Below are 22,579 nucleotides of genomic sequence, written 5' to 3' on the forward strand. Positions count from 1 at the left end.
TCCCGGTGCGTGGCGTACCAGCGGATGGTGCTCTCCAGGCCCTCCTCGAACGGGACGCGGGGACGACAACCGAGCGCGCGCAGTCTGGAGTCGCCCGGCGAGTAGCGGCGGTCGTGGCCCTTACGGTCCGGAACGTGTTCCACCATGTCCCGACCCGCGCCGATCGCCTCCAGCAGGCGGCCGGTCGGCTCCACGTTGCTCAGTTCGGCCGTACCGGCGATGTGGCACACCTCGGCCGGCTCGCCCTTCTCGGCGACCGGACGGATGCCGGCGCAGTGGTCCTCGACACGGACCCGGTCCCGCACGTCGCCGCCGTCGCCGTACGGCGGGACCTTGCCGCCGCGCAGCAGGCGCGTGATGAAAGCGGGATGACCTTCTCCGGATACTGGTGAGGACCGTAGGTGTTGCCGCACCCGGTGATGGAGACGTTCAGGCCGTAGGCGACCGCGTAGGCGCGGGCGACGAGGTCGCCGCCCGCCTCCGACGCCGCGTACGGCGAGCGCGGTCATCCTCCTCGTTCACGAGGGGAAGGAGGTCAGGAGCTTATCTGCACCTTGCTGTGATCACCGAGGACGAGGCGGTGCGCCTTGGGGGTGTCGGGCGCGGGCGTGACCTCGGCGTAGTGGCCGATGAGCGAGGCCTCGATACGGCGCGCGCCGGAGATGGACGCCTTCGGCAGGATGATGGAGTACTCCACCTCGCTGTCGATGATCGCGCAGTTCGCGCCGATGGAGGTGAAGGGGCCGACGTAGCTGTTGCTGACCCGGGTTCCGGCTCCGACGATGACCGGGCCGACGATCCGCGAGCGCGTCACCGACGCGCCCTCCTCGACCACCACCCGGCCGATCAGGTCGCTGGCGGCGTCCACCTCGCCGTCCAGCCGGCTCTCCACCGACTCCAGCACCAGCCGGTTCGCCTCCAGCATGTCGGTGACGTTGCCGGTGTCCTTCCAGTAGCCGGAGATCACGGTCGCCTCGACGCGGTGTCCCTCGTCGATCAGCCACTGCAGCGCGTCGGTGATCTCCAGTTCGCCTCGCCAGGACGGCTTCAGCTCGACCACCGCCTCGTGCGCCGCAGCGGTGAAGAGGAACACACCCACCAGCGCCAGGTCGGACTTGGGCACCTCGGGTTTCTCCTCCAGGCCCACGACCCTGCCGTTCCGGTCGAGCTCCGCCACGCCGAACTGGGCCGGGTCGGCCACCCGGGTCAGCATGATCCGTGCGGTGGGCCGGTCCTGTTCGAAGGAGGAGACGAGGTCGCTGATGCCGCCGACGATGAAGTTGTCACCGAGGTACATCACGAAGTCGTCCTCGCCGAGATAGTCGCGGGCGATGAGGACGGCGTGCGCGAGTCCCAGCGGCGCCTCCTGCCGAAGGTAGGTCACGCGCAGGCCGAACCGGGAACCGTCGCCGACCGCGGCCTCGATCTCGGCGTGGGTCTCGCCGACCACGATGCCGACGTCGTGGATTCCCGCTTCGGCGATGGCCTCCAGCCCGTAGAAGAGCACCGGCTTGTTGGCCACCGGGACGAGTTGCTTGGCCGAGGTGTGGGTGATCGGCCGCAGCCGCGTCCCCGAGCCCCCGGCGAGTACCAGTGCCTTCATCGAGTACCTCCAGCGTGGGGATCCCGGCCTTCGGGCCGGGAAGGAAACGCGGCACGGCGGTCCCGCGACGGTTCACAAGAGCGGGACCTCGCTCACGAATCGGGTCTTCGAGGTGAATGAGGTGAACGGCGGCCGCAAAGCGATCAGGCCTCTCCGAGGGGAAAAGCGCTCCTGTCGGCCGACGCCGTGTCCGGTATCGGCGGGGTGCCATGTCACGCCCCCCGGTCACCAGAATTATCAGGACCGCCTTTCCCCGCTGTCCACGCATTATCGGCGGCAGTTTCGGGCCGGCCGCTTTCTCCGCCGTCCTTTTCGGCGCTACGCCGAATCCGTTTCGGGTCCGCCTCGACGCGCCGGCCGGCGTGCGAGGGGGCGGCCGGTCGCGGTGTTCCGGCGCCGGTGACCCTCGCGGGATGCGCCGCTACCGGAGCGGCGTCCGGGGGAGGGGCTCCGGCACCTCGCGCCGAAGCGGCCGGGGCCACGTGAGAGGAGTGGGGTCCCGATCGAAGATGTCGGGGAGTTAGTGGGGGCGGGGCGCCGGAGGCGCGGGATATTGTTGCAACGATTCAGGGCATCCGGTGAATTCAATGAGTGCCGTGGAGTGGTCACCGGAGGATGGTCGTCTCACGTTTGTCGAGTGCGATGTCCGGGCCGATTCGGGCCGGGATTGGCATTGCGGAGGGCGGGGTCGACGACGCTCTTGTTCTCCATGGCCGTACCGCGGCGCCGCCCGCGATCTCGCCGGGCGGAAGATCCGGGTGGAGGCCGACGAAAGGACGATCCTTGCGCGAGATCTCCCTTGACGATGTATGGGTCCGCCGTTTTCACGAGGGACCGGACCGTGCCCCGTTCCTTGTCTGCTTTCCCCACGCGGGCGGGTCGGCCAACTACTTCTCACCCCTGTCCGGCATGCTGCGGTCGAGCGCGCAGGTGCTCGCGCTGCAGTACCCGGGAAGGCAGGACAGGCGGCACCACCGCTGCCTGACCACGATCGACGCGTTCGCCGACGAGGTGTTCGCCGCGCTCGAACCGATCATGAAGCAGCCGGTCGCGTTCTTCGGCCACAGCATGGGCGCGATGATCGCGTTCGAGGTGGCGACCCGCATGAGGGAACGGCTCGACACGGAGCCGGGGGTGTTGATGGTGTCCGGCAGGCGTGCCCCGTCGAGGCACCGGGAGGAACCCGGCGTGCACCTGCGGGACGACGACGGTATCGTCGCCGAACTGAAGGGGCTGAGCGGCACCGACACCCGCGTCCTGGACGATCCGGACGTGCTGGACATGATCCTGCCTGCCGTACGCGGTGACTACACCGCGGTCGAGACCTATCGCTATCGGCCACGGCCCGTGCTCGGCTGCCCCATCGTCGCCCTGACCGGTGACGAGGACCCCAAGGCCGATCTCGACGAGGTCGAGGGGTGGCGTGACCACACCACCGGCGCGTTCCGGATGCACACCTTCCGGGGCGGGCACTTCTACCTGGTCGAGCACGGCAAGGCCGTCGCCGACGTCATCGCCCGGCACCTGCCGTAGGCCGGCCCCGCGGCCCGGGCGCGGAGACGCGCCCGGATATTCCAGCGGGTTAACCCGCTGTCGCTCTCGGTCACATAGGGGCTACCCCTATGTGTCCCGCGACCTCCCCATTCTTTCCACCCTGGCGTCCCGGCACGGGACCGGGCGGCGCGACCTCCGTCCGCGGAACACCCGTCCCGCTGGAGACCAGGTCATCCCGGTCCTCCCTCGCTGACGAGGGGTGTTGCTCTCGCTATCCCTGGTAAGTAAGGTCTGGGCGGGTCGGCTAATTCTAGATACTTGAGCCGATTTTCGTCGTATGCCAGCATTGAGGGGCGGGGGGCGTCGGAAGTAAATCGCCCTGTCGCTAGGTATATGTCATAAAAGTTAAGTGTACAGGTCACGCGGTAGTTCCGGGGGTGAGCCGCTCGGGGCGGTCGTGGCCTGCTAGGAGCCAGGGAGGCGCCGCAGAGCTTGGGGGCCCGGCGACCCAGGAGGAACGGGGACGCCGGGCAGGGCGGTCAGCGCTGGCCGACCCCCGTTGGACGCCGAACGGGAGCACGTGCGGTTCAAGGGGACCTGAACTAAAAGGGGTGACCGTCGTTGTTGGTGGTGGAACGTGCGAGATTAATAAACCGGCTTAATGATGTCATGGAGGAAATGTCGGCTGGGAAAAACGTAGTCGTAGTCATCAACGGATCTCCTGGAATGGGCAAGAGCACGCTCTTACGCGATTTCAGTGAACGGGCGGCGGACGAAGGCGCGATGGTGGTCGGCGGGATCGCCCTGCGGGGTGAGCAAAAGATCCCCTACAGCGTGCTCGGGAAACTGCTCGACTCCATGGGGCCGGCCCTTCCGCCCACGCTCAGATCGGACCTGGAATCGGCCACGACACGCCAGAGCTTCATCCACGTGGCGCGGGTGACCTTCCAGGCGGTCAACCGGCTGACCGAGTTCGGCCCGGTCATGGTCGCGGTCGACGACGTCCAGTTCATCGACATCGAGTCGCTGCGTTGCCTGCAGTACCTTGAGCAGGGGCTGCGCGGCAGGCCGTTCGGGATCGTCTTCACCTGGGAGCAGCAGCTCGACCAGGAACCGCTGGCCATGCTCGAGGACTTCGTGTATCGGTCGGACGTGCGGCGGGTCCAGATCGATTCGCTGTCCCCGGGCGGCGTGGCCGAAATGATCGCCGAGCACGCCGGCACCACGATGGACGAGCACGAGGCCACCGACCTCGCCCGGGTCTACCACCAGGTCAGCGGCGGCAACCCGATGCTGGTCAGCGCGATGCTCGCGGAGGCGCCGAACGGCCCGTACCCGGTGGGCGACGACCCGGCCGGGCCGCGGTTCCGCGAGGCGATCCGGATGTGCGTGCGCAGGCTCGGCCCGCTCGCGGTGCGCGTCGCCGACGGCATCGCCGTGCTGCGCGACTCGAGCAACATGCTCGTGCTGAGCCGGTTGATCGACATGCACATCACGGTGACGCGGCGGGTGGTGGGGAAACTCACCGCGGCAGGCGTGCTGGACGGCAACGGGTTCCGGCATGAGGCCGTGCGGACGGTCATCCTGGAGAACATCCCCGCCGACGAGGCCGTCAAGCTGCGCTACCGCGCGGCCCAGCTGCTGCACGAGGAGGGCGTCCCGTCATCGGTCGTGGCCGACCAGCTGCTTGAGGTAGACCCGTTCCCGCAGGACTGGGTGTTGCCGATACTGCGCAGCGCGGCGGAGTCCGCCCTGGCCGGAAACGACACCCGCAGGGCCGTCGAGTACCTGCGGTTCGCCGCCGAGTGCTGCGCCGACCAGCGTCAGCGCTACTCTCTCAAGACCCAGGTGGCCGCGCTGTACTGGCTGATCGAGCCGGCGTCGTCGGGGTCGCGGCTGCTGTCGCTGAAAGCGCCGGCGCTGACCGGCATGATCACCGGTGACGACAAGGTCAGGGTCGCCGAGCTGTTGTTGTGGAACCTCCGGTTCGACGACGCGCTCGAGGTGATCGACCGCATCGACGGACCGGCGCGACGCTTCGTCCGGCTGGTCCTCTCGACCGGCTATCCCGGCCTGCTGCAGCACGCCGACCTGTCCGCGGTGGACGAGCTGCCGGCCCCGGCGACCTACTCGCCCGCCCTGCAGGCGGCCGAGTCGCTGGCGACCGTGCTGGCCCAGAACGCCGACGAGCACACGATCGCCCAGGCCGAGCAGGTCCTGCAGAACGCGGGCCGCGGACCGGACGCGGTGCGGGTGGTCGAGCCGGCGATCCTCGCGCTGATCTACTCCGACCTGCTGGACACCGCCGCGAACTGGTGCGAGCGGTTCGCCGCCGAGCTGGGCGGCAGCGGCGAACCCGTGTGGGCGTCGCTGATCAGCGGCCTGAACGCGCTGGTCGCGTTGCGTACCGGCCAGCTGGGCGCGGCGGTGAAACACGGCGAGACGGCACTGGCGCTGATGGCCGACCACAGCTGGAGCGCCAACGCCGTGCTCGTGCTCGCCACGCTGGCGGAGGCGCACACCTCGGCCGGTGACCACGACGCGGCGGCGCGGTTGTTCGCCCGTCCCATCCTGCCGGAGCTGCTGCAGACCCGCGCGGGCCTGCACTACCTGTACGCGCGTGGCCGCCATCATCTGGCCGGCGGCCGCACGCCCGCGGCGCTGGCCGACTTCATGGCGTGCGGCGAGCGGATGACGGCGTGGAACCTCGACTCCGCCGCGCTCGCCCCGTGGCGCGTCGGCGCCGCGGACGCGTGGATGGCCAGCGGCGACCGTGACCGCGCCGGGGAGTTCATCACCGGGCAGCTCGACCTGCTCAACCCGGACCTGTTCCGGGCGCGGGGGATGACCATGCGCAGGATGGCCGTGCTGCAGACGGCCGACGAGCGGCTGGCGACCCTGCAGGGCGCGTTGCAGATGCTGCAGATCGGCAACGACCGGTACGAGAGCGCGCACGTGCTGGCCGACATGAGCGAGATCTACCAGCAGCTGGGGGACAAGGCGTACGCGCGGACCGTGGCACGCAGGGCGCAGCGGATCGCCAAGAGCTGCAACGCCGAGGAGCTCTGCCAGAAGTTGCTCACGGCGTATGTGCCGGGGACGAAGCAGCAACGGCGGCGGACGCCCAAGGACGACTACTTCGCGACCCTCAGCGACTCCGAGCGCCGGGTGGCGTCCCTCGCGGCGCTCGGCTACAGCAACCGGGAGATCGCGGAGAAGCTGTACGTCACGGTGAGCACGGTCGAGCAGCATCTGACGCGCGTCTACCGGAAACTGAGCATCCGCAACCGGGAGGAGCTTCCGATGCACGTCGAAGCCGGCACCGCCGAGATCGCCTGATGCCGGGCGCGGTGATCCTGGGCGGTGACGGCTTCATCGGACGGCACATCACCACGGCGATGGCGCGCGAGGGGTACTCGGTCCTGGTGGTGGCCCGCGCTCCGGCGGCGGGTCACCACCGGGTGCCGGGTCACCGCCGGGTGTCGGCCGACCTGGCGACGACACCGCCCGCCCGGCTGGCGTCGCTGCTGTCCACGGTGCGTCCCGCCGTCGTGGTCAACGCGATCGGCGGGGTGTGGGGCGTGACCGAGCGGGAGATGGAGTCGGCCAACCACGCCGTGACGACGCGCCTCGTCGCGGCGTTGTCCCTGCTGAACCCGAGCCCGAGGCTGGTGCAGCTCGGCTCGGTGCTGGAGTACGGACCGGTCGAGGTGGGCGTGCCCGTCGGCACGGACGTGCCCACCCGGCCCGTGACCGCCTACGGCCGGACGAAACTCGCCGCGACGAGGGCCGTCGTCGAGTCCTCCGTGGACGCCATGGTGCTTCGCCTGTCCAATGTGATCGGCCCGGGGGTGCCCACGGTCAGCCTGCTCGGGCAGGTCGCCACCGAGCTCGCCGAGGCCAGGAACCGCGGGCGGGTCGCGGCCGTCGAGCTGGCCCCCCTGCGGGCGCGGCGCGACTTCGTCGACGTCCGGGACGTCGCCGAGGCCGTGGTGCTCGCCGCGGGGGCGGAGGCGTCCGGGGTGGTGAACATCGGCCGCGGTGAGGCGGTCGGCGTCAGGACGCTCGTCGACCTGCTGATCTCGGTCAGCGGTGTTCCCGTCCGGATCGTGGAACGGCCCGACGCCGGTGCGACGCCCCGGGGGGAGCTCGACTGGTTCCAGGCCGACCTCGCCGGCGCGACCGGGCTGCTGGGCTGGAAGCCCCGCCGTACTCTGCCGGAGACGGTCCGCGCCTTCTGGGAGGACTTCACCGCGTAACCGGGCCGGTCGCGCAACCGGTGGACCCGCCGGGTCGCGCGTCCCGGAGGGGCGGGGCCCGCCGTGGACGTCCCCCGCCCTCCGCGAGAGGCCCGGAAGGCCGAGGGGCCCCCTCGCCACGCGGGTCAGACCCGGTGGGCGATCTCGCGGATCTGCTCGACCAGCTCGGCCGTGCGGACGGCCGTCCGTGCCCAGGACCGGTGGCCCGGGTCGTGGCCCTTCTGCCGCGCCACGGCGACCGCGGCGGCGAACGCGCCCGCGGACGCGCTGTACTGGTGCTCCGCCGGCAGCGCGATCTCCTCGACGTGGTTCTGCGAGACGACGCGCAGCGTCGGCACGAACCACGCGGGCGGGGTGAACGCCCGCTCCACGGTGAGCTGCCCGGAGCTTCCCCACAGCTGGTAGCTGGAGCCGAAAGCGTGCTCGAAACCGAAGTTCACGGTGGCGATCACGCCGTCCGCGGAGGCGGCGACGGCGCTGCCGGAGACGTCCACCCCGGACACCGGGTCCCGCCGCAGCACCGCTCCGACCACCGTCAGGTCGTCACCGAGGAAGTACTGCATCGCGCGGACCGGGTACACCCCCACGTCCAGCAGCGCCCCGCCGCCCAGTTCGGCCCGGTACCGGACGTCGGTCGCCGGCAGCGGCGGGAAGCAGAACGAGCTGGTGAAGTGCCGCAGCCGCCCGATCCGGCCGTCCCCGGCCAGCTCCCGCGCCCGCCGGTGCTGGCCGTGGTGGACGAAGGCGAAGTTCTCCCGCAGCACCAGGCCGCGCACGGCGGCCGCGGCGGTCAGCTCGACGGTCTCCTTGACCGTCGTGGCGAGGGGTTTCTCGGCCAGGACGTGCTTGCCGCTCTCCAGCGCCGCACGGGTCCACTCGTAGTGCAACGCGTTGGGAAGGGGGACGTAGACGGCGTCGATGTCCTGACGCGAGAGCAGCTTCTCGTACCCGACCACGGCCTCGCAGCCGAACTCGGCGGCGAACGTGGCCGCCTTCTCGGCGCTGCGGCTGGCGATCGCGGCCAGCGTCGTGGCCGGGTTGTCGCGCATGGCCGGCAGCATCCGGCGCCAGCCGATCGCCGACGCGCCGAGCACCCCGACACGCAGCGGGCTCATCGATCCGTGTCCCTGGTGCCGCCGGACCCGCCCGCCAGGCTGTACATGCACGCGGTCAGGTTGCGTGCCTGCACGTTCACGTAGTGGCTGTGCTGCATCAGGCTGACGAGCTGGTGCAGCGTCATCCACCGGAACCCCGGGGGAACCTTCAGGTCGATGCCCGGTGGCGCCTCCACGGCCATGTACCGGTTGCGGGCGTGATAGAACCGGCCGCCCTCCTCCGAGTGCACGGAGTCGAACCTGATCCGGGAGGGCGGCGCGGTCAGCACCTCGGTCAGGAACGGCGGGAGGGCCTCTTCCGGCAGGTGCTCGTAGTTCTCGGGGGTGCACTGCACGGTGGGCGCCAGCTCGACCACGTCGAGGTAGCCGGCCTCGACCCGGGCGTTGACCAGGACGTGCAGCACACCGGAGATCTCCTTGATGACGAAGGCGATCACGCCTATGCGGTGCGGCTCGATCATCGGCTGGGTCCAGCCGCCGACCTCGCGGCCGTGGGCCCGCACGTCCACCGCGATGATGTCGAAGTACCGGCCGTCCTCGTGGGAGATCCGATCCTCCGTCCGCCTCCACCCCTCCACCGCGGCGAGGTCGATGCGGTCGGTCCGGATCTCGTACCGGGTGCGCGACTCGGTGATCCAGCTGAGGATCTGCCTGTTGGTGTGCAGGGCGCCGTGGTCCTCGCTGACCGACCGCATCAGCGCGGACCGGAACGGGTCGGCGCTGAAGGGGAAGGTCGTGGCCAGGCCGGAACCGGAGAACGGCAGGCAGGACAGCACCGTGCGGGAGTCCATGTTGATCATGTCGTCCATCGACAGCAGCCGGTGCAGCTGGCCGATGGTCAGCCAGCAGAACCCGTCCAGCAGCTCGACGTCCTCGGTGACCTCGACGATCATGTTGCGGTTGCGTTTGCGGTAGAACCACGACCCCTGCTCGGACTGCAGCACGTCCGTGACCACGCGGTGGCGGTCGGCGTCGACGAAGTAGTCCAGGTACGGGACCGGGCTGCCCTTGTGGACACGGGTGTAGTTGCTCCACGTGGCCTGCACCGTGGGGGAGAGCTGGAGCCCGTTGCAGTTGCCCGGCTCCATCTTGGACTGCATCAGGCAGTGCAGGACGCCGTCGAACTCCTTGATCAGGATGCCCAGGATGCCGATCTCCGGCTGGTTGATGATCGGCTGCGACCACTCGCCGACCGGGCCCTGCCGGGTCCTCACCCGAAGGCCCTCGATGACGAAGAACTTCCCGCTGTCGTGCACGAGATTGCCGGTGCCCGGCTGGACGCTCCAGCCGGCCAGCTCGTCGAACGGGATCTTGCGGGTGGTCGAGGGATCGTCGCGGTTACGGTCGCCGAACCACGTGCGGAACTCGGCGATGCTCATCATCGAGCCCTCGTCGGCGAGCGCCGACTGGGCGATCCGGATCGGCAGGGCGTGGTCCCTGGTGCGCAGCAACACGTCCGGACGGGCTGTCAGCTCGGTCACGATCCTGTCCTCCCTCGCGTCATCCGGGCAGCGGGCCGGTGGATGTCCACGTCGGCCGAGAGCATCATCAACCTATGAACCGCCGTGAACGGCCGACAACCGCGAACACCCCCTACGGGCCACGGCCTGCCCCAGCGGGGAACAGGGGGTGCGAGGAGTGCAGGAACGCCGGATGCTCAGGGGTTGGCTCGGCGGGACGCGCGGGTTACGTTCCCTGGCATGCTGACCTGTCGGATATGCGGGGCGTCCGTTCGCGAGTTCGTCGACTTCGGGCGACAGCCCCTGTCGGATGCGTTCCGGAAGCCGGATGACACCTCTGAGGAGTACTTCTTCCGGCTCGCGGTGGGAGCCTGCGAGTCGTGCGCCATGGTGCAGCTGGTCGAGGAGGTTCCACGCGACCGGATGTTCCACGCGGACTACCCCTACCACTCGTCGGGGTCCGCGCTGATGCGCGAGCACTTCGGGCGGACCGCGCAGGAGTTCCTTGAGACCGAGCTGAGCGGGGACGACCCGTTCATCGTGGAGATCGGCTGCAACGACGGCGTGATGCTGAGCGCGGTCCACGAGGCCGGCGTGCGCCACCTCGGCGTGGAACCGTCGGCCGGGGTCGGGGAGGTGGCCAGGAGCAAGGGCGTCCGGGTACTCACCGAGTTCTTCGAGGACTCGACCGCGCGCGCCGTCCGCGACGAGCACGGCCCGGCCGACGTGATCTTCTCCGCCAACACCATCTGCCACATCCCCTATCTGGAGTCGATCTTCCTCGGCGTCGACGCGCTGCTCAAGCCGGACGGCGTGTTCGTGTTCGAGGACCCCTACTGGGGCGACATCGTCGAGCGGCGCTCCTTCGACCAGATCTACGACGAGCACTTCTACTTCTTCACCGCGACCTCGGTCCGCGCCGCGGCGCGCAGGTACGGCTTCGACCTCGTCGACGTGCGGCGGCTCGGCGTGCACGGCGGCGAGGTGCGGTACTCGATCGCCCGTCCGGAGGCGCGCGTGCCGACGGCCGCCGTGGCCGAGCTCCTGGCCGAGGAGGAGGCGCGCGGCCTGGTCACGCGGGAGACGCTGGACGGGTTCGCCGCCGGCGTGGCGGGGATCCGCGACGATCTCGTCGCGCTGCTGAAGGACCTGAAGGACCGGGGCGGGAGGGTGGTCGCCTACGGTGCGACCGCCAAGAGCGCCACCGTGACGAACTACTGCGGCATCGGGCCGGACCTGGTGTCGAAGATCTGCGACTCGACGCCGGCCAAGCAGGGCAGGCTGGCGCCCGGTTCGCACATCCCGGTGGTCCCGTCGGGCGAGTTCGCCGAGCCGTACCCGGACTACGCGTTACTGTTCGCGTGGAACCACGCGGAGGAGATCATCGCCAAGGAGCCGGCGTTCCGGGACGGTGGCGGGCGCTGGATCCTGTACGTCCCCGAGGTTCACGTCGTCGAGTGAGTGAAGGCCGGCTCGGCGAGCGCCGCGACCGTGCGCCGCAGCGCCTCGCCGAGCCCCGCCCGCGGCCGCCAGCCGGTGAGCCGCCGGAACGCCGACGGGTCGATGTCGAAGCAGTGGAAGTCCGCCTCGGTCGCGCGGCCGGCCGGCGCGACGGACACGACCGGCACCGGCGGGCGGCCGGTGTGGGCCGCGACGGCCGCGGCGATCTCGGTGAACAGATCGGTGAGACCGATCGACCGGCCGGACCCGACGAGCCAGTGCCGTCCCGCGAGCGCGTGCGCGTGGTCCAGCGCCGCGACGAACGCCTCGGCGGCGTCGCCGACGTGGAGCAGGTCCCTGGTGACCGATCCGTCGCCCCACACGGTCAGCGGTTCCCCGGCGAGCGCCCTGCGGATCATCGTCACCACGACGCCCCGGTCCGTGTTCGCCGACATCGGGCTGTGCCCGAACAGCGTCGGCAGCCTGAGGCTGACGGCCCGGACCACGCCTTCGGCGGTGGCGGTCATGAACGCCCGCTCCGCGGCGAGCTTCTGCCGGTCGTACTCGGTCACCGGGGCGTCCACCTCGCCGCCGTCGATCCGGCCGGTGCGGGGGAGGCCCACCTGCGACGTCGACCCCGCGAAGAGGAGCACCGGCGGAACCTCGCGACCCGCCTCGCGCAGGAGGCCGACGAGGTTCTCGGCGATGCCCACGTTCACCCGCAGGCCTGCCTCGTCGCCCTCCTCGACACGCCACGAGGCGCCGCTGTCGTAGAGGGGCAGGTGCACGATCGCGTCGGCGTCGGCGACCACGCCGGCGAGGTCACCGGGGACCGTCAGGTCCGCCCGGCGTACCTCGATCTCCGCCGTCGGGCGGGCGGGGGTGGCGGTCGCGCGCCTGGCGACCGCGCGCAGCGCGACGTGCCGGGTGGACAGCCTGCCCACGATCGCCGATCCGAGGAAACCTGACGCGCCGAGGACAACGATTCTCATCGGGATCGCAGCTCTTTCTCGATCTGCCGGCACGCGGCGTAGTCGGGCAGCAGGCCGCGAGCGGCCGCCTCGGCCAGGGTGGGGGCGACGCGGTCGCGCTCGGACAGGATCGGTGTGACGTCGCGGGGGACGGGAAGGTCCAGGGCGGGGTCCAGCGCCGATATCGCGAGCTCGTTCTCCGGCACGTACACGCCGGACAGCAGGTAGTGCACCACCGAGTCGTCCTCCAGGGAGACGAACGCGTGCCCCACGCCGACGGGGAAGTACAACGCCCGGCGGTCGTCCTGGTCGAGCACGACCGCGTCGAACCGGCCGTACGTGGGCGAGCCCACCCGGGTGTCGACCACCATGTCGAGCACCTGTCCGCGCGGGCAGTACACGTACTTGGCGACCCCCGGGGGGGTGAGGGCGAAGTGGACCCCGCGCACCACGCCTCGGCGCGAGCTGCTGTAGCTGCTCTGCGCCACCGGGAACAGCGGGTGCCCGACGGCCGCGACGAAGTCGTCGTGGTGGTGGGGAGAGACGAAGACACCCCGCTCGTCCGCGAAGGACGGTGGGGTGAACTCGTACGCGCCCGCCACGGCGAGCTCGCGTGCCCGCATGGTGGTCATCGGCCCGGTTCCTCGTTGTGGTACAGCGCCTGCCAGTAGTAACTCCACGGCACGCCCCAGGCGTCGGCCACGGGACGCCACCGGTCGGCCGGCCGGTACACGGCGACGAACGCGCGGGCCATGGCCTCGACCTGGTCACTGTCGTGGATGTCGATGACGTCGGTGAGCAGGCCGGTGGCGAGTGCCAGTCTCACCACGTGCTCTCCCTCGGCGTGGCCGTCCAGGCCCCTGTCGAGGTACTTGCCGACCGGGTTCTTGACGTAGAAGTACCGGCACAGCCTGTCGATCAGCGCCAGGTAGTCGTGCACCGTGCCGGCGTCCATCTCGGCGAACGAGTCGATGTTCAGGCACAGGTCGAAGCCGCTGCCGGGAAGCAGTTCGGGACGGCCCGCAGGGACGAAGACCACCCTGGCGAACTGTTCCGCGGTCAGAGCGGCCTTGAGGTAGGAGCGCGCAAGTTCGAGCGAGTTCTGCAGATCGACGATGTGGTACGAGGCCAGGTCGTGGTTGGACAGCAGCGCGTGGCACGTGCGGCCGTAGCCGGCGCCGATCTCCAGCACGGCGGCACCGTCCAGATCGACCCGCGCGCCGATGAACTCCAGCTCATACACGGCCTGCAGGTAGTCCATGCAGACCCTCTCGCCGTGCACCCGGACCGAGAACGGGGCTCCGATCTCCCGGTTGCCGATCCGGCGCAGCCGCGTCAGGTTGTCGGGGGTGAGCTGGCGCCCCAGGTTGTAGGTCAGCGCCTTGAGGTAGCGGACCCCGTTCACCTCGGGATTCCACAACGCCAGCTTGTAATTAACCGCGCTTGACTTGAAAGTGGACAGATCGTCGGCGGAATCGCGGGTGACGTGGTTGTTGTTTATATGTTCCCAAAGCGCACTGCGACCATTTACCGGATTTTCCGTCATGGCGACAAGTTATGGTCGCCGCGCGCCGGCGAACAAGGACGGGGGTGCGACATAGGGGGCGTTCCGCGGAAGATAGACGCCGTCCGGCAGGGGTTGACCCGATGCGATGCGGCATAGTGTTGTCATGCCGCGTCAGAAGGGAGAAGCGCGCTGATGACCACTTTTGTGTGGGACTACCGCCGGGAGTACGAGGTTGAAAGAGCGGATATTCTGGATGCGGTCGACACTGTTTTCCGCTCCGGTCAGCTCATACTCGGCGCCAGTGTCCAGGGATTCGAACGGGAATACGCCGACCACCACGGCGTCCCTCACTGCGTGAGTTGCGACAACGGCACGAACGCGCTGGTGCTGGCGCTGCGGGCGCTCGGTGTCGGGCACGGCGACGAGGTGGTGACGGTGCCGAACACGGCCGCCCCGACGATCATCGCGATAGACCAGGTCGGTGCGACACCGGTGTTCGTGGACGTCCGCGAGGACGACTACCTGATGGACACGGCGAAGGTCGCGGAGGTGATCACGGAGAGGACCCGCTGCCTCCTGCCCGTCCACCTGTACGGGCAGTGCGTGAACATGGCGCCCCTGAAGGACCTGGCGACCAGGCACGGGATACCCGTCCTGGAGGACTGCGCGCAGGCCCACGGCGCACACCACCACGGCGAGCAGGCGGGGACGATGGGCAGGGCGGCGGCCTTCTCCTTCTACCCGACGAAGGTGCTGGGAGCCTACGGCGACGGCGGAGCGGTGATCACCTCCGACGACGAGGTGAACGCCCGGCTGCGCAGGCTGCGCTACTACGGGATGGAGACCCGCTACTACGTGGAGGAGACCCCGGGCTACAACAGCCGGCTGGACGACGTCCACGCGGAGATCCTGCGCAGAAAACTGACGAGACTCCCCGGATACCTGAATTCCCGGAAGGAGATAGCGGACAGGTACGCGGCCGCGCTGGGGGACACGGATCTGGTCCTGCCCCGTACCGCGGAGGGAAACGACCACGTGTACTACCTCTACGTGGTGCGCCATCCCCTCCGCGACGAAATTCTACGACGAATGCAGGAGCACGACGTCTCACTTAACATCAGCTATCGCTGGCCGATTCATATCATGAAGGGATTTGCTCATCTCGGCTACGGTCCCGGTGATTTCCCGGTCACCGAGGCACTGGCCGACCAGATCTTCTCGCTGCCGATGTACGCGTCCCTCGACGAGGACACCCAGAACCGCGTGATCGACGCCCTGCGAACCGTTCTGGAATCGCTCTGACCCCACGAGGCCCGGGAGGGCCGGCCCGCCACCCGGCCCGCCACCGCTCGCCCGGTGGTCCCGCCTTCTGACATCTCCCCGCGACGAGGCCCGTGCGACCGCCCGAGAGGGCCGGTCGCACGGGCCCGGTCGTCAGGAGATGTTGAACCGCCGGGCGGCCTCCGCGACCGCCTCCGCCGCGTCCGGCACCTGGGCGATCCGCTCCAGGTACGTCGCCCGCGCCGCGGCCAGCCTCTCCTGGGTGGGGGCGTCGTACAGCAGTGCCGTCAGCCCCTCCACCACCGCCCGCTCGTCCAGGATCTCGTTGTGCGCCACGGCGTCCAGGTACGGGTTGCCGGAGAGCAGCGGCTCCATGAAGGTGTGGAACGACATCGGCCACTCGCGGAAGCGGGGCACCGGCATGCTGGTCGTGATCCACTCCCGCACCTTCGGGCTCAGCCCGCCCAGTTCCCGGTCCGCCCTCTCCAGGTCCTTCTCGTCCTCCACCGGGAGACCGTTGGTCACGAACATCCCCGGCAGGTCGGCGAGCAACGCCCGGACCAGCGTCGTGGCCGGCGGGTTCAGCACCAGCGTGCCGTCGCAGGCGCCCAGCAGCGCCGAGTAGTCCTCCGCGCTCTGGTGCGGCAGGATCCTCGTCTGTTCCGCGGGCAGCGCGGAGATCGAGTCCGGAACGCTGCCGACGAAGACGAACCGGGTCTGCGCGGGCAACCGGCGCAGGTAGTGGGCGATCAGATCCGGTACGCGGCGGGCCATGCGGCCGACCGTGGGGTGCGACTCCTCGGGCTGCTGCCAGTTGGAGATCGGGACCACCAGCAGCCTGTCGGAGCCGGACACGCTCAGCCCGGCCCGCACCTCGGCGCGTCTGCGCGCGGAGAGCCTGTCGGTCTCCTTGGTCAGCAGGTACGGGTAGCCGGCTCCGCTCGCCGTCGGCTTCCCGGTCGGCACCGGCCGCAGGTGCATCGGCATGTCCAGGATGCGTTTGTCCATGGGCAGGGCCAGACCGGCGGTGATGTCGAGGGAGAAGTCGGTGTTCTCCCACTCCCAGATGTCGATCGGGAGCACCGGGATCCCGTAGTCCATGATGAACCAGGGGTCCAGCCCGTGCTCGCCCTCCAGGTGGTAGTCGAAGAAGACCATGTGGGTGAAGTAGTCGGCCACGATGATCAGGTCCGGCCTCACCTGGTTGATCACGTCGTCGAACAGGCCACGGGCGCCGGCGCCGACGGCCGGGTCGAGCACCGTGTACGGGTGACCGTTCTCGGCGACCTTGGCGGCCAGGTTCGGCGGGACGACGAAGTGGTGCCGCACGTCCTCGCCGGCGAGCTGCCTGGCGAAGTTCAGCGCGATCATCACCTCGCCGGATTCCGAGGAGGTCAGAGAGATGTAGAGCAGGCGCATGGTTCTCCCAAAGGCCGTCGCGGGAAGGAAAATCCCCCGGGATACGTGCTCGAACCTAGACGCGGGGTCGTTGCGCTCCCCACCCCTACGCCCCCCCAGAACGAAGGCCGTGAGCAGCGCATCGGCGCTCACGGCCTTCGCGGCGGGGACCGGTCAGATGGTGATCCTCTTCAGCCTCCTGACGGCCAGCGGAACGGACAGCACCAGCAGGATCAGCGGCCACACGACGGCCATCAGCATGTAGTTCTGCGCGATCCAGCTGTCCCCGCCGACGCCGGGATTGCCGAACAGGTCCCTGATGGCGTTCACCACCGACGACAGCGGGTTCCACTCGGCGATGGCGCCGAGCCAGCTCGGCATCATCGACGGCGCGACGAACGTGCTGGAGATGAACGTCAGCGGCATCATCAGCGGATAGACGATGGCCGTGACCGCCTCCGCGGGGACCGCCATGCCGAGCAGCATCCCGACCCAGATCAGCGTCAGGCGCAGCAGCAGCAGCAGCCCGAACGCGGTGAGCACGTCACCGAGGTCGCTGTGCCACCGCCAGCCGATCAGCAGGCCGACGACGCCGACCAGGAGCATCTCCGGAATCGCCCTGAGCATGTCGGACAGGGCGCGGCCGACCAGCAGCGCCGAGGGCGCCATCGGCATCGACCGGAACCGGCCGAACACCGCCTTGTCGGTGTCCCGCGCGACGCCCTGCGCCGTCGACGCGGTCCCGTAGGACAGCACCATCACGAAGATGCCGGCGATCAGGAACTCGCGGTAGTTCCCGTTGCCCGGTACGGACATGGCCTCGCCGAACGCGTAACCGAACAACAGCACCAGCATGATCGGGACCATGAGCGCCAGCAACGGCTCGATCGGCTCGCGCACGTTGTGCACGAGATTGCGCTTGGTGAGCACCAGCCCGTCGGAGACGGCCTTGCGCAACCGTCCCGGCTGAGGACGGACGGGCACGACGGGCGGACGCGTGGTCGCCACGCTCATCGCAAAACCCCCTCTGGTTCCGCGGTCGAAGTGGTACGGCGCCCGGTCAGTGCGAGGAACGCCTCGTCCAGGGTGGGCCGGCGGACGCTGATGTCCTCGGCGGTGATGTTCGCGTCCGACAGCGTGCGGACGACATCGGTGAGCGTGGCGATCCGGTCGGCGGCCGGTGCGCTGATCCGCCGTTCCGCCTCCGACACCTGCGGCTCCGAGCCGCTGATCCGCCCGATGATGGCCGTCGCCGGCGCCAGGTCGCGCGCGTCGCGCACGACCACGGTGATCTGGTCGCCGCCGGTGCGCGACTTGAGCTCGTCGGCCGTGCCGTCCGCGATCACGACGCCCGCGTCGATGACCGCGATCCGGTACGCCAGCTGGTCGGCCTCCTCCAGGTACTGCGTGGTCAGCAGCACGGTGGTGCCACCGGCGACCAGGTCGCGCACGGCGTTCCACACCTGGTTACGGCTCTTGGGGTCCAGGCCGGTGGTCGGCTCGTCCAGGAAGAGCACCTCGGGCGCCTGGATCAGGCTCAGCGCCAGGTCCAGCCGGCGCCGCATGCCGCCCGAGTACTGTCCCACCGGGCGCTTGCCGGCCTCGACCAGATCGAACTGGGCGAGCAGGTCGTCGGCGCGCTTCCTGGCGTCCCGCGGGGCGAAGTTGTACAGCCTGCCGAACATGACCAGGTTCTCCCAGCCGGTGAGCAACTCGTCCACGGCCGCGTACTGGCCGGTCAGCCCGATGCGGGTGCGCACCATCTCCGGCTGGCGCACCACGTCGAAACCGGCGACGACGGCGCTGCCGCTGTCGAACCTCGACAGTGTGGTCAGCGCCTTGACCGCCGTCGTCTTGCCCGAACCGTTCGGTCCGAGCAGGCCGTACACCACACCGGCCGGCACCGTCAGGCTGAAGCCGTTGAGCGCCCTCACCTCGCCGTACCGCTTGCAGATGTTCTCGGCGATGATCGCCGATCCGGTCGCAGCCAAGATCCTGCTCCCCTCTTCGCTCCCTGTTGTCAGCCGCTCTCCGGCCAGTGTGCGTATAGCTTAAGCGTAAGGTGCACGCGCAGACAATATGGAATACACAAACGGCGAACACGCTGGTCAAACATCGAGCCGCCCCCCGAGGAACGGTGGGGCGGCTCGACACTGCCGGCTGCTCGCGGCTCAGTGGCCGCGGCGGTTCTCGATCACATCGGCCGCGCGCCCGGTGCCTCCGGCGGCGGCGGTGTGCGCTCTCATCTCGGCCGCGTTCTTGTGCGTGGCCTCGTCCGCCACGACCTCCAGCACGGTCTCCCGCAGGCTGCCGGCGTCCAGCGCGTCGGGCAGCAGCAGGCGGCCGATGCCCAGCTGCGCGACCCGCCTGCCGGTCGACCGCTCCATCGGGCTGACCGGCACGGCCACGACCGGGCAGCCCGCGCTCAACGCGTCCGTCACGCTGCTCATCCCGGCGTGCGTCACGAACGCGCGCGCGTGCTCCAGGACCCCCAGGTGCGAGACCCACCGGTGCACCTCGATGTTGTCGGGCAGCGGCCCGAGGTCGGCCGGGTCGAAGCCGCCGCCGACGGTCATCACGACGTGCAGGGGAGCGCCGGTGAACGCGCGGACGGCGGTCCTGAAGAAGTCGGGCAGCTCGTTGAACACCGTGCCCATCGACACCAGGACCACCGGCAGATCGGTCTTCGGCGGCTCCCACGTCCCCAGGAAGGTGCGGTCCTGCATGCAGGGCCCGACGAACTCGAAGCGCTCGTCGAAGGTCTCGCCGTACGGCTGGAACTCCCGCGGCACGTACACCATCGTGAGGTCCTGGACGGGCAGCATGAGTTCCTGGAAGTCCGTGTCGACGCCGTGCGCGGCGAGCAGGTCCTCGACGGCCCGCACCCACTCCCTCATCTCCGGCGAGGACATCCAGTCGTCCAGGTCGGGCGGCTCGTCCCCGGCGTGCCGCTCCTCGGCGGTCTCCATCAGCGAGTCGGCGAACGAGTAGTGCTCGTTCTGGGCGAACACCGGATAGACCTGGATCGCCGGCAGGCCCCACTTGCGTTCGAGGACGCGGCCGCCCGGTGACACCGCGAAGTCGTAGACCACCAGGTCGGGGCGATCGTCGCCGAAGTCGGACTCGATCGCCCTCAGCATCGACGCGCACTCGGCCACACCCAGCGTCATCATGCCCGACCCGCCGTCGTCGTTGGCCACGCCGACCTTGTCGTCGATGCCCTCGTAGTGCGACTCGTACGGCAGCATCCGCGCTCCGGAGGCGGCCACCAGGTCGGTCATGCTCGGGGCGGTGACGAACGTGACCCGGTTCCCCCTGTTCACGAGCTCCCGCACCACGGCCAGGTGGGGAAACAGGTGACCGCGATCGGGCAGGCTCATGAAAAGGATGTGCTGCGGCACCGGGCGACTCCCGTCCATCGTGGAACGCGTGACTTGTGAGGGCGACCATAAGTTCACCGGAAAACGAGCCGATACCCCTATCAACCCCTGAAGTGCACGCGAGGCACGAATGTCAGGAACGCGATTCGATCAATTTCTCGATACCGTCGAGAATGCGATCGAGGCCGAAAACGAATTCGTCGTGCTCGCCGCCCTCCACATCGTAACCGCCCGCCGACAACGCGGCATGGAAGGCCGGGAACCGCTCCGGGTCGGCCAGTTTCCCGAGCAGTGAGCTGTAGAACGACATCGCCTCCTGCGAGGTGGCGCCCGCCTGCGTGTAGGACTCGCTGAAGTCGGCGAACACCGTCGCCTCGCTGCGCACGAAACCGTTCAGCAGCATCATCACCGACAGCTTCTCCGTCTCTGCGAGTCCCGTGTCGGCGAGACAGCTCAGGCCGTGTTCCACCCAGGCCACCATGCGGGGCGTCGCCGGGGGCCCGGAGATCGGGATCTTCAGCACCCACGTGTGCTGCCGCAGCATCCGGTGCAGGTCCCAGGCCCACCGCGACAGCCCGTCGCGCCAGGCGTCCCCGGGCTCGCGAGGCGAGGGGGAGGTGCGGTAGGCGGTGTCGGCCATCAGGACCAGCAGTTCGTCCTTGCCGGCCACGTAGCGGTAGAGCGACATGGCGGACGCGTCGAGCTCGGTGGCGACCCGGTTCATGGACACCGCGGCGAGGCCCTCCGACGCGGCGACCCGCACGGCGGCCTCGACGACGCTTTCCAGACTCAAAGCGGGCTGGCGACGTTTACCGGAACGCGGCCGGACGCCCCACGCGGCTTCCAGAATCGCGGGCAGGCCACTTCCCCCTGCTTCGTCCATCGCTTTCACTTTTCCCTGCATGAGCCGGTAGGTGCCCGCCAATTGTACTTGTATGTAATGGCGAAAGATACTCCGGGCGCCCTGACGCCTGGCGGCACGTTTGCCCGGCGGCCGCCCGTCCTTCACCCGGAACAGTAACGGACGCGGCCGCTCAGAGGTAGCGGGAGAGGGCCGTTGGCGTGCACCGGGACGCCCGGCCGGCGCACGATCGGGCACCGGCGGCAAGTCTGGGGCCGGGTAGGGGTGGCGGCGATCTTCGCCGTCGCTAGTGTGAAAATCACGAAAGGCCGCGACGAGGAAACCGGCTTTTCTCACACTTCTTTGACGTTCGCTCACATTTCCGATCGTGCCATGGAGTGGTGATGTCTGACGAATCTGCGGAAACCAGGGCGCGAATTCTGGAACTCGTTCACGACTACGACAAGACCAAGCGTCAGGACGTCGTTTTCCGGCCCGGCATCACCCCGATCTGGCCGTCCGGCGCGGTGCTCGACGAGAACGACCGCGCGGCACTGGTGGAGGCCGCGCTGGAAATGCGCATCGCCGCGGGCGCGTATTCCCGGAAGTTCGAGTCGGCGTTCGCCCGGACCCTGGGCCTGCGCAAGGCGCACCTGACCAATTCGGGGTCCTCGGCGAACCTGCTGGCACTGAGCGCGCTGATGTCCCCCGCGCTGGAGGACTCGCGGCTGCGCCCCGGCGACGAGGTGATCACGGTCGCGGCGGGGTTCCCCACCACGGTCAACCCCATCCTGCAGTGCGGCCTCACCCCGGTGTTCGTGGACGTCGAACTCGGCACGTACAACACGACGGTGCAACGGGTCGCCGACGCGATCGGCCCGCGCACGCGGGCGATCATGATCGCGCACGCGCTCGGCAACCCCTTCGAGGTGGCCGAGGTCGCCGAGCTGGCGGCCGAACGCGACATGTTCTTCGTCGAGGACAACTGCGACGGGGTCGGATCCACCTACAGGGGCACGCAGACCGGCGGGTTCGGCGACCTGAGCACCGTCAGCTTCTACCCGGCCCACCACATCACCAGCGGTGAGGGCGGATGCGTGCTGACCGACAACCTGGTGCTGGCGCGACAGGTCGAGTCCCTGCGGGACTGGGGCCGCGACTGCTGGTGCGAGCCCGGCGAGACCGACACCTGCCGCAAGCGGTTCTCGTACAAGCTCGGCGACCTGCCCTACGGCTACGACCACAAGTACATCTTCTCGCACGTCGGCTACAACCTGAAGACGACCGACCTGCAGGCCGCGCTGGCGCTGTCGCAACTGGGCAAACTGCACGACTTCTCGGCCGCGCGCCGCCGCAACTGGCGCCAGCTGCGGGCCGGCCTGGACGGCGCCAAGGCGCTGCTGCTGCCCGAACCGACGCCGGACAGCGACCCTAGCTGGTTCGGGTTCGCGCTCACGGTGCGTGAGGAGGCGCCGTTCACCCGGCAGGACATGGTGAACTTCCTCGAAGAACGGCAGATCGGCACCAGGCTGCTGTTCGCCGGCAACCTGACCAGGCAACCGGCCTACCTCGGCCGGGAGTTCCGCGTCTCCGGCGAGCTGACGAACTGCGACGTGATCACCGAGCGGACCTTCTGGATCGGCGTCTACCCGGGCATCACCGAGGAGATGACCGCCTACATGGTGTCGTCCGTCCAGGAGTTCCTCGCCAGGTGGGACGGATAGGGGACAGGCGCCGCTGTTAGGGGGCGAGCCCTGTGGTCCGCCCGCACCGCGCTGGCTTGAATCGGTGCTGACAAAGAGCATTACCTGATTTCCGCCGAATAGGAGA

At 69.3% G+C, this 22,579-nt stretch carries 17 protein-coding genes and 1 pseudogene; 6 read left to right on the top strand and 12 right to left on the bottom strand.

All coding sequences use genetic code 11. The features are described 5' to 3' along the window. Nucleotides 1-199 precede the first annotated feature (199 nt). A pseudogene (locus tag ACLQ2R_RS07725) lies at nt 200-445 on the bottom strand (hypothetical protein); the annotation flags it as partial. Nucleotides 446-535: 90 nt separating this feature from the next. Then, on the bottom strand, nt 536-1,603 hold the full coding sequence (locus tag ACLQ2R_RS07730; RefSeq protein ID WP_425958641.1) for a glucose-1-phosphate thymidylyltransferase: 1,068 nt from the start codon (nt 1,601-1,603) through the stop codon (nt 536-538). Nucleotides 1,604-2,386: 783 nt separating this feature from the next. Here ACLQ2R_RS07730 and ACLQ2R_RS07735 point away from each other — a divergent pair. The 3 genes from ACLQ2R_RS07735 (at nt 2,387) to ACLQ2R_RS07745 (ending at nt 7,356) form a co-directional block, all read left to right on the top strand. Continuing rightward, nucleotides 2,387-3,136, top strand: coding sequence for a thioesterase II family protein (locus tag ACLQ2R_RS07735; RefSeq protein WP_425958642.1), 750 nt, complete (start codon nt 2,387-2,389; stop codon nt 3,134-3,136). A gap of 591 nt (nt 3,137-3,727) precedes the next feature. Next, nucleotides 3,728-6,436 carry an AAA family ATPase gene (locus ACLQ2R_RS07740; protein WP_425958672.1) on the top strand — a complete coding sequence of 903 codons (2,709 nt, stop codon included), beginning with the start codon at nt 3,728-3,730 and terminating at the stop codon, nt 6,434-6,436. Then, a complete protein-coding gene (locus ACLQ2R_RS07745; protein WP_425958643.1) occupies nt 6,436-7,356 on the top strand; it encodes an NAD-dependent epimerase/dehydratase family protein in 921 nt (306 codons plus the stop codon). Before ACLQ2R_RS07740 ends, ACLQ2R_RS07745 begins: the two co-directional genes overlap by 1 nt. 125 nt (nt 7,357-7,481) lie before the next feature. On the opposite strand, the gene ACLQ2R_RS07750 is transcribed toward ACLQ2R_RS07745, so the two are convergent. Further along, nucleotides 7,482-8,471 (bottom strand): Gfo/Idh/MocA family protein, encoded by a 990-nt coding sequence (locus ACLQ2R_RS07750; RefSeq protein WP_425958644.1) that lies wholly within the window; start codon nt 8,469-8,471, stop codon nt 7,482-7,484. After that, nucleotides 8,468-9,952: an NDP-hexose 2,3-dehydratase family protein gene (locus ACLQ2R_RS07755; protein WP_425958645.1), complete on the bottom strand. Its 1,485-nt coding sequence runs from the start codon at nt 9,950-9,952 to the stop codon at nt 8,468-8,470. Before ACLQ2R_RS07755 ends, ACLQ2R_RS07750 begins: the two co-directional genes overlap by 4 nt. 219 nt (nt 9,953-10,171) lie before the next feature. Between ACLQ2R_RS07755 and ACLQ2R_RS07760 the strand changes: the two genes are divergently transcribed. Next, nucleotides 10,172-11,392, top strand: coding sequence for a methyltransferase domain-containing protein (locus ACLQ2R_RS07760; protein ID WP_425958646.1), 1,221 nt, complete (start codon nt 10,172-10,174; stop codon nt 11,390-11,392). On the opposite strand, the gene ACLQ2R_RS07765 is transcribed toward ACLQ2R_RS07760, so the two are convergent. The 3 genes from ACLQ2R_RS07765 to ACLQ2R_RS07775 are packed head-to-tail and all read right to left on the bottom strand — an operon-like array spanning nt 11,377 to nt 13,888. Continuing rightward, complete coding sequence (locus ACLQ2R_RS07765) at nt 11,377-12,363, bottom strand: NAD-dependent epimerase/dehydratase family protein (RefSeq protein ID WP_425958647.1); 987 nt, start codon at nt 12,361-12,363, stop codon at nt 11,377-11,379. The two genes, ACLQ2R_RS07760 and ACLQ2R_RS07765, sit on opposite strands and share 16 nt — an antisense overlap. After that, nucleotides 12,360-12,974, bottom strand: coding sequence for a dTDP-4-dehydrorhamnose 3,5-epimerase family protein (locus ACLQ2R_RS07770; protein WP_425958648.1), 615 nt, complete (start codon nt 12,972-12,974; stop codon nt 12,360-12,362). Before ACLQ2R_RS07770 ends, ACLQ2R_RS07765 begins: the two co-directional genes overlap by 4 nt. Beyond that, nucleotides 12,971-13,888, bottom strand: coding sequence for a putative sugar O-methyltransferase (locus ACLQ2R_RS07775; protein WP_425958649.1), 918 nt, complete (start codon nt 13,886-13,888; stop codon nt 12,971-12,973). Before ACLQ2R_RS07775 ends, ACLQ2R_RS07770 begins: the two co-directional genes overlap by 4 nt. 153 nt (nt 13,889-14,041) lie before the next feature. Between ACLQ2R_RS07775 and ACLQ2R_RS07780 the strand changes: the two genes are divergently transcribed. After that, nucleotides 14,042-15,151, top strand: a complete 1,110-nt coding sequence (locus ACLQ2R_RS07780; protein ID WP_425958650.1) for a DegT/DnrJ/EryC1/StrS family aminotransferase — start codon at nt 14,042-14,044, stop codon at nt 15,149-15,151. 132 nt (nt 15,152-15,283) lie between these two features. On the opposite strand, the gene ACLQ2R_RS07785 is transcribed toward ACLQ2R_RS07780, so the two are convergent. The 5 genes from ACLQ2R_RS07785 to ACLQ2R_RS07805 all read right to left on the bottom strand — a co-directional run bounded on the left by ACLQ2R_RS07785 (nt 15,284) and on the right by ACLQ2R_RS07805 (nt 20,833). Next, complete coding sequence (locus ACLQ2R_RS07785; protein ID WP_425958651.1) at nt 15,284-16,549, bottom strand: DUF6365 family protein; 1,266 nt, start codon at nt 16,547-16,549, stop codon at nt 15,284-15,286. Between the two features lie 153 nt (nt 16,550-16,702). Then, on the bottom strand, nt 16,703-17,542 hold the full coding sequence (locus tag ACLQ2R_RS07790) for an ABC transporter permease (RefSeq protein ID WP_425958652.1): 840 nt from the start codon (nt 17,540-17,542) through the stop codon (nt 16,703-16,705). Further along, entirely contained in the window at nt 17,539-18,519 is a 981-nt protein-coding gene (locus ACLQ2R_RS07795) for an ATP-binding cassette domain-containing protein (RefSeq protein ID WP_425958653.1), read from the bottom strand. Before ACLQ2R_RS07795 ends, ACLQ2R_RS07790 begins: the two co-directional genes overlap by 4 nt. 180 nt (nt 18,520-18,699) lie before the next feature. Then, on the bottom strand, nt 18,700-19,908 hold the full coding sequence (locus tag ACLQ2R_RS07800; RefSeq protein WP_425958654.1) for a macrolide family glycosyltransferase: 1,209 nt from the start codon (nt 19,906-19,908) through the stop codon (nt 18,700-18,702). A 133-nt stretch (nt 19,909-20,041) separates the two neighbouring features. Then, on the bottom strand, nt 20,042-20,833 hold the full coding sequence (locus tag ACLQ2R_RS07805; protein WP_425958655.1) for a TetR/AcrR family transcriptional regulator: 792 nt from the start codon (nt 20,831-20,833) through the stop codon (nt 20,042-20,044). Nucleotides 20,834-21,153: 320 nt separating this feature from the next. Here ACLQ2R_RS07805 and rfbH point away from each other — a divergent pair, with 320 nt between their 5' ends. Then, the gene (rfbH, locus tag ACLQ2R_RS07810; protein WP_425958656.1) at nt 21,154-22,473 is read left to right on the top strand and encodes a lipopolysaccharide biosynthesis protein RfbH; all 1,320 of its coding nucleotides are present in this window, start codon (nt 21,154-21,156) and stop codon (nt 22,471-22,473) included. Nucleotides 22,474-22,579: the final 106 nt, after the last annotated feature.

The organism is Streptosporangium sp. DT93 (assembly GCF_049844535.1).
Lineage (GTDB): Bacteria > Actinomycetota > Actinomycetes > Streptosporangiales > Streptosporangiaceae > Streptosporangium.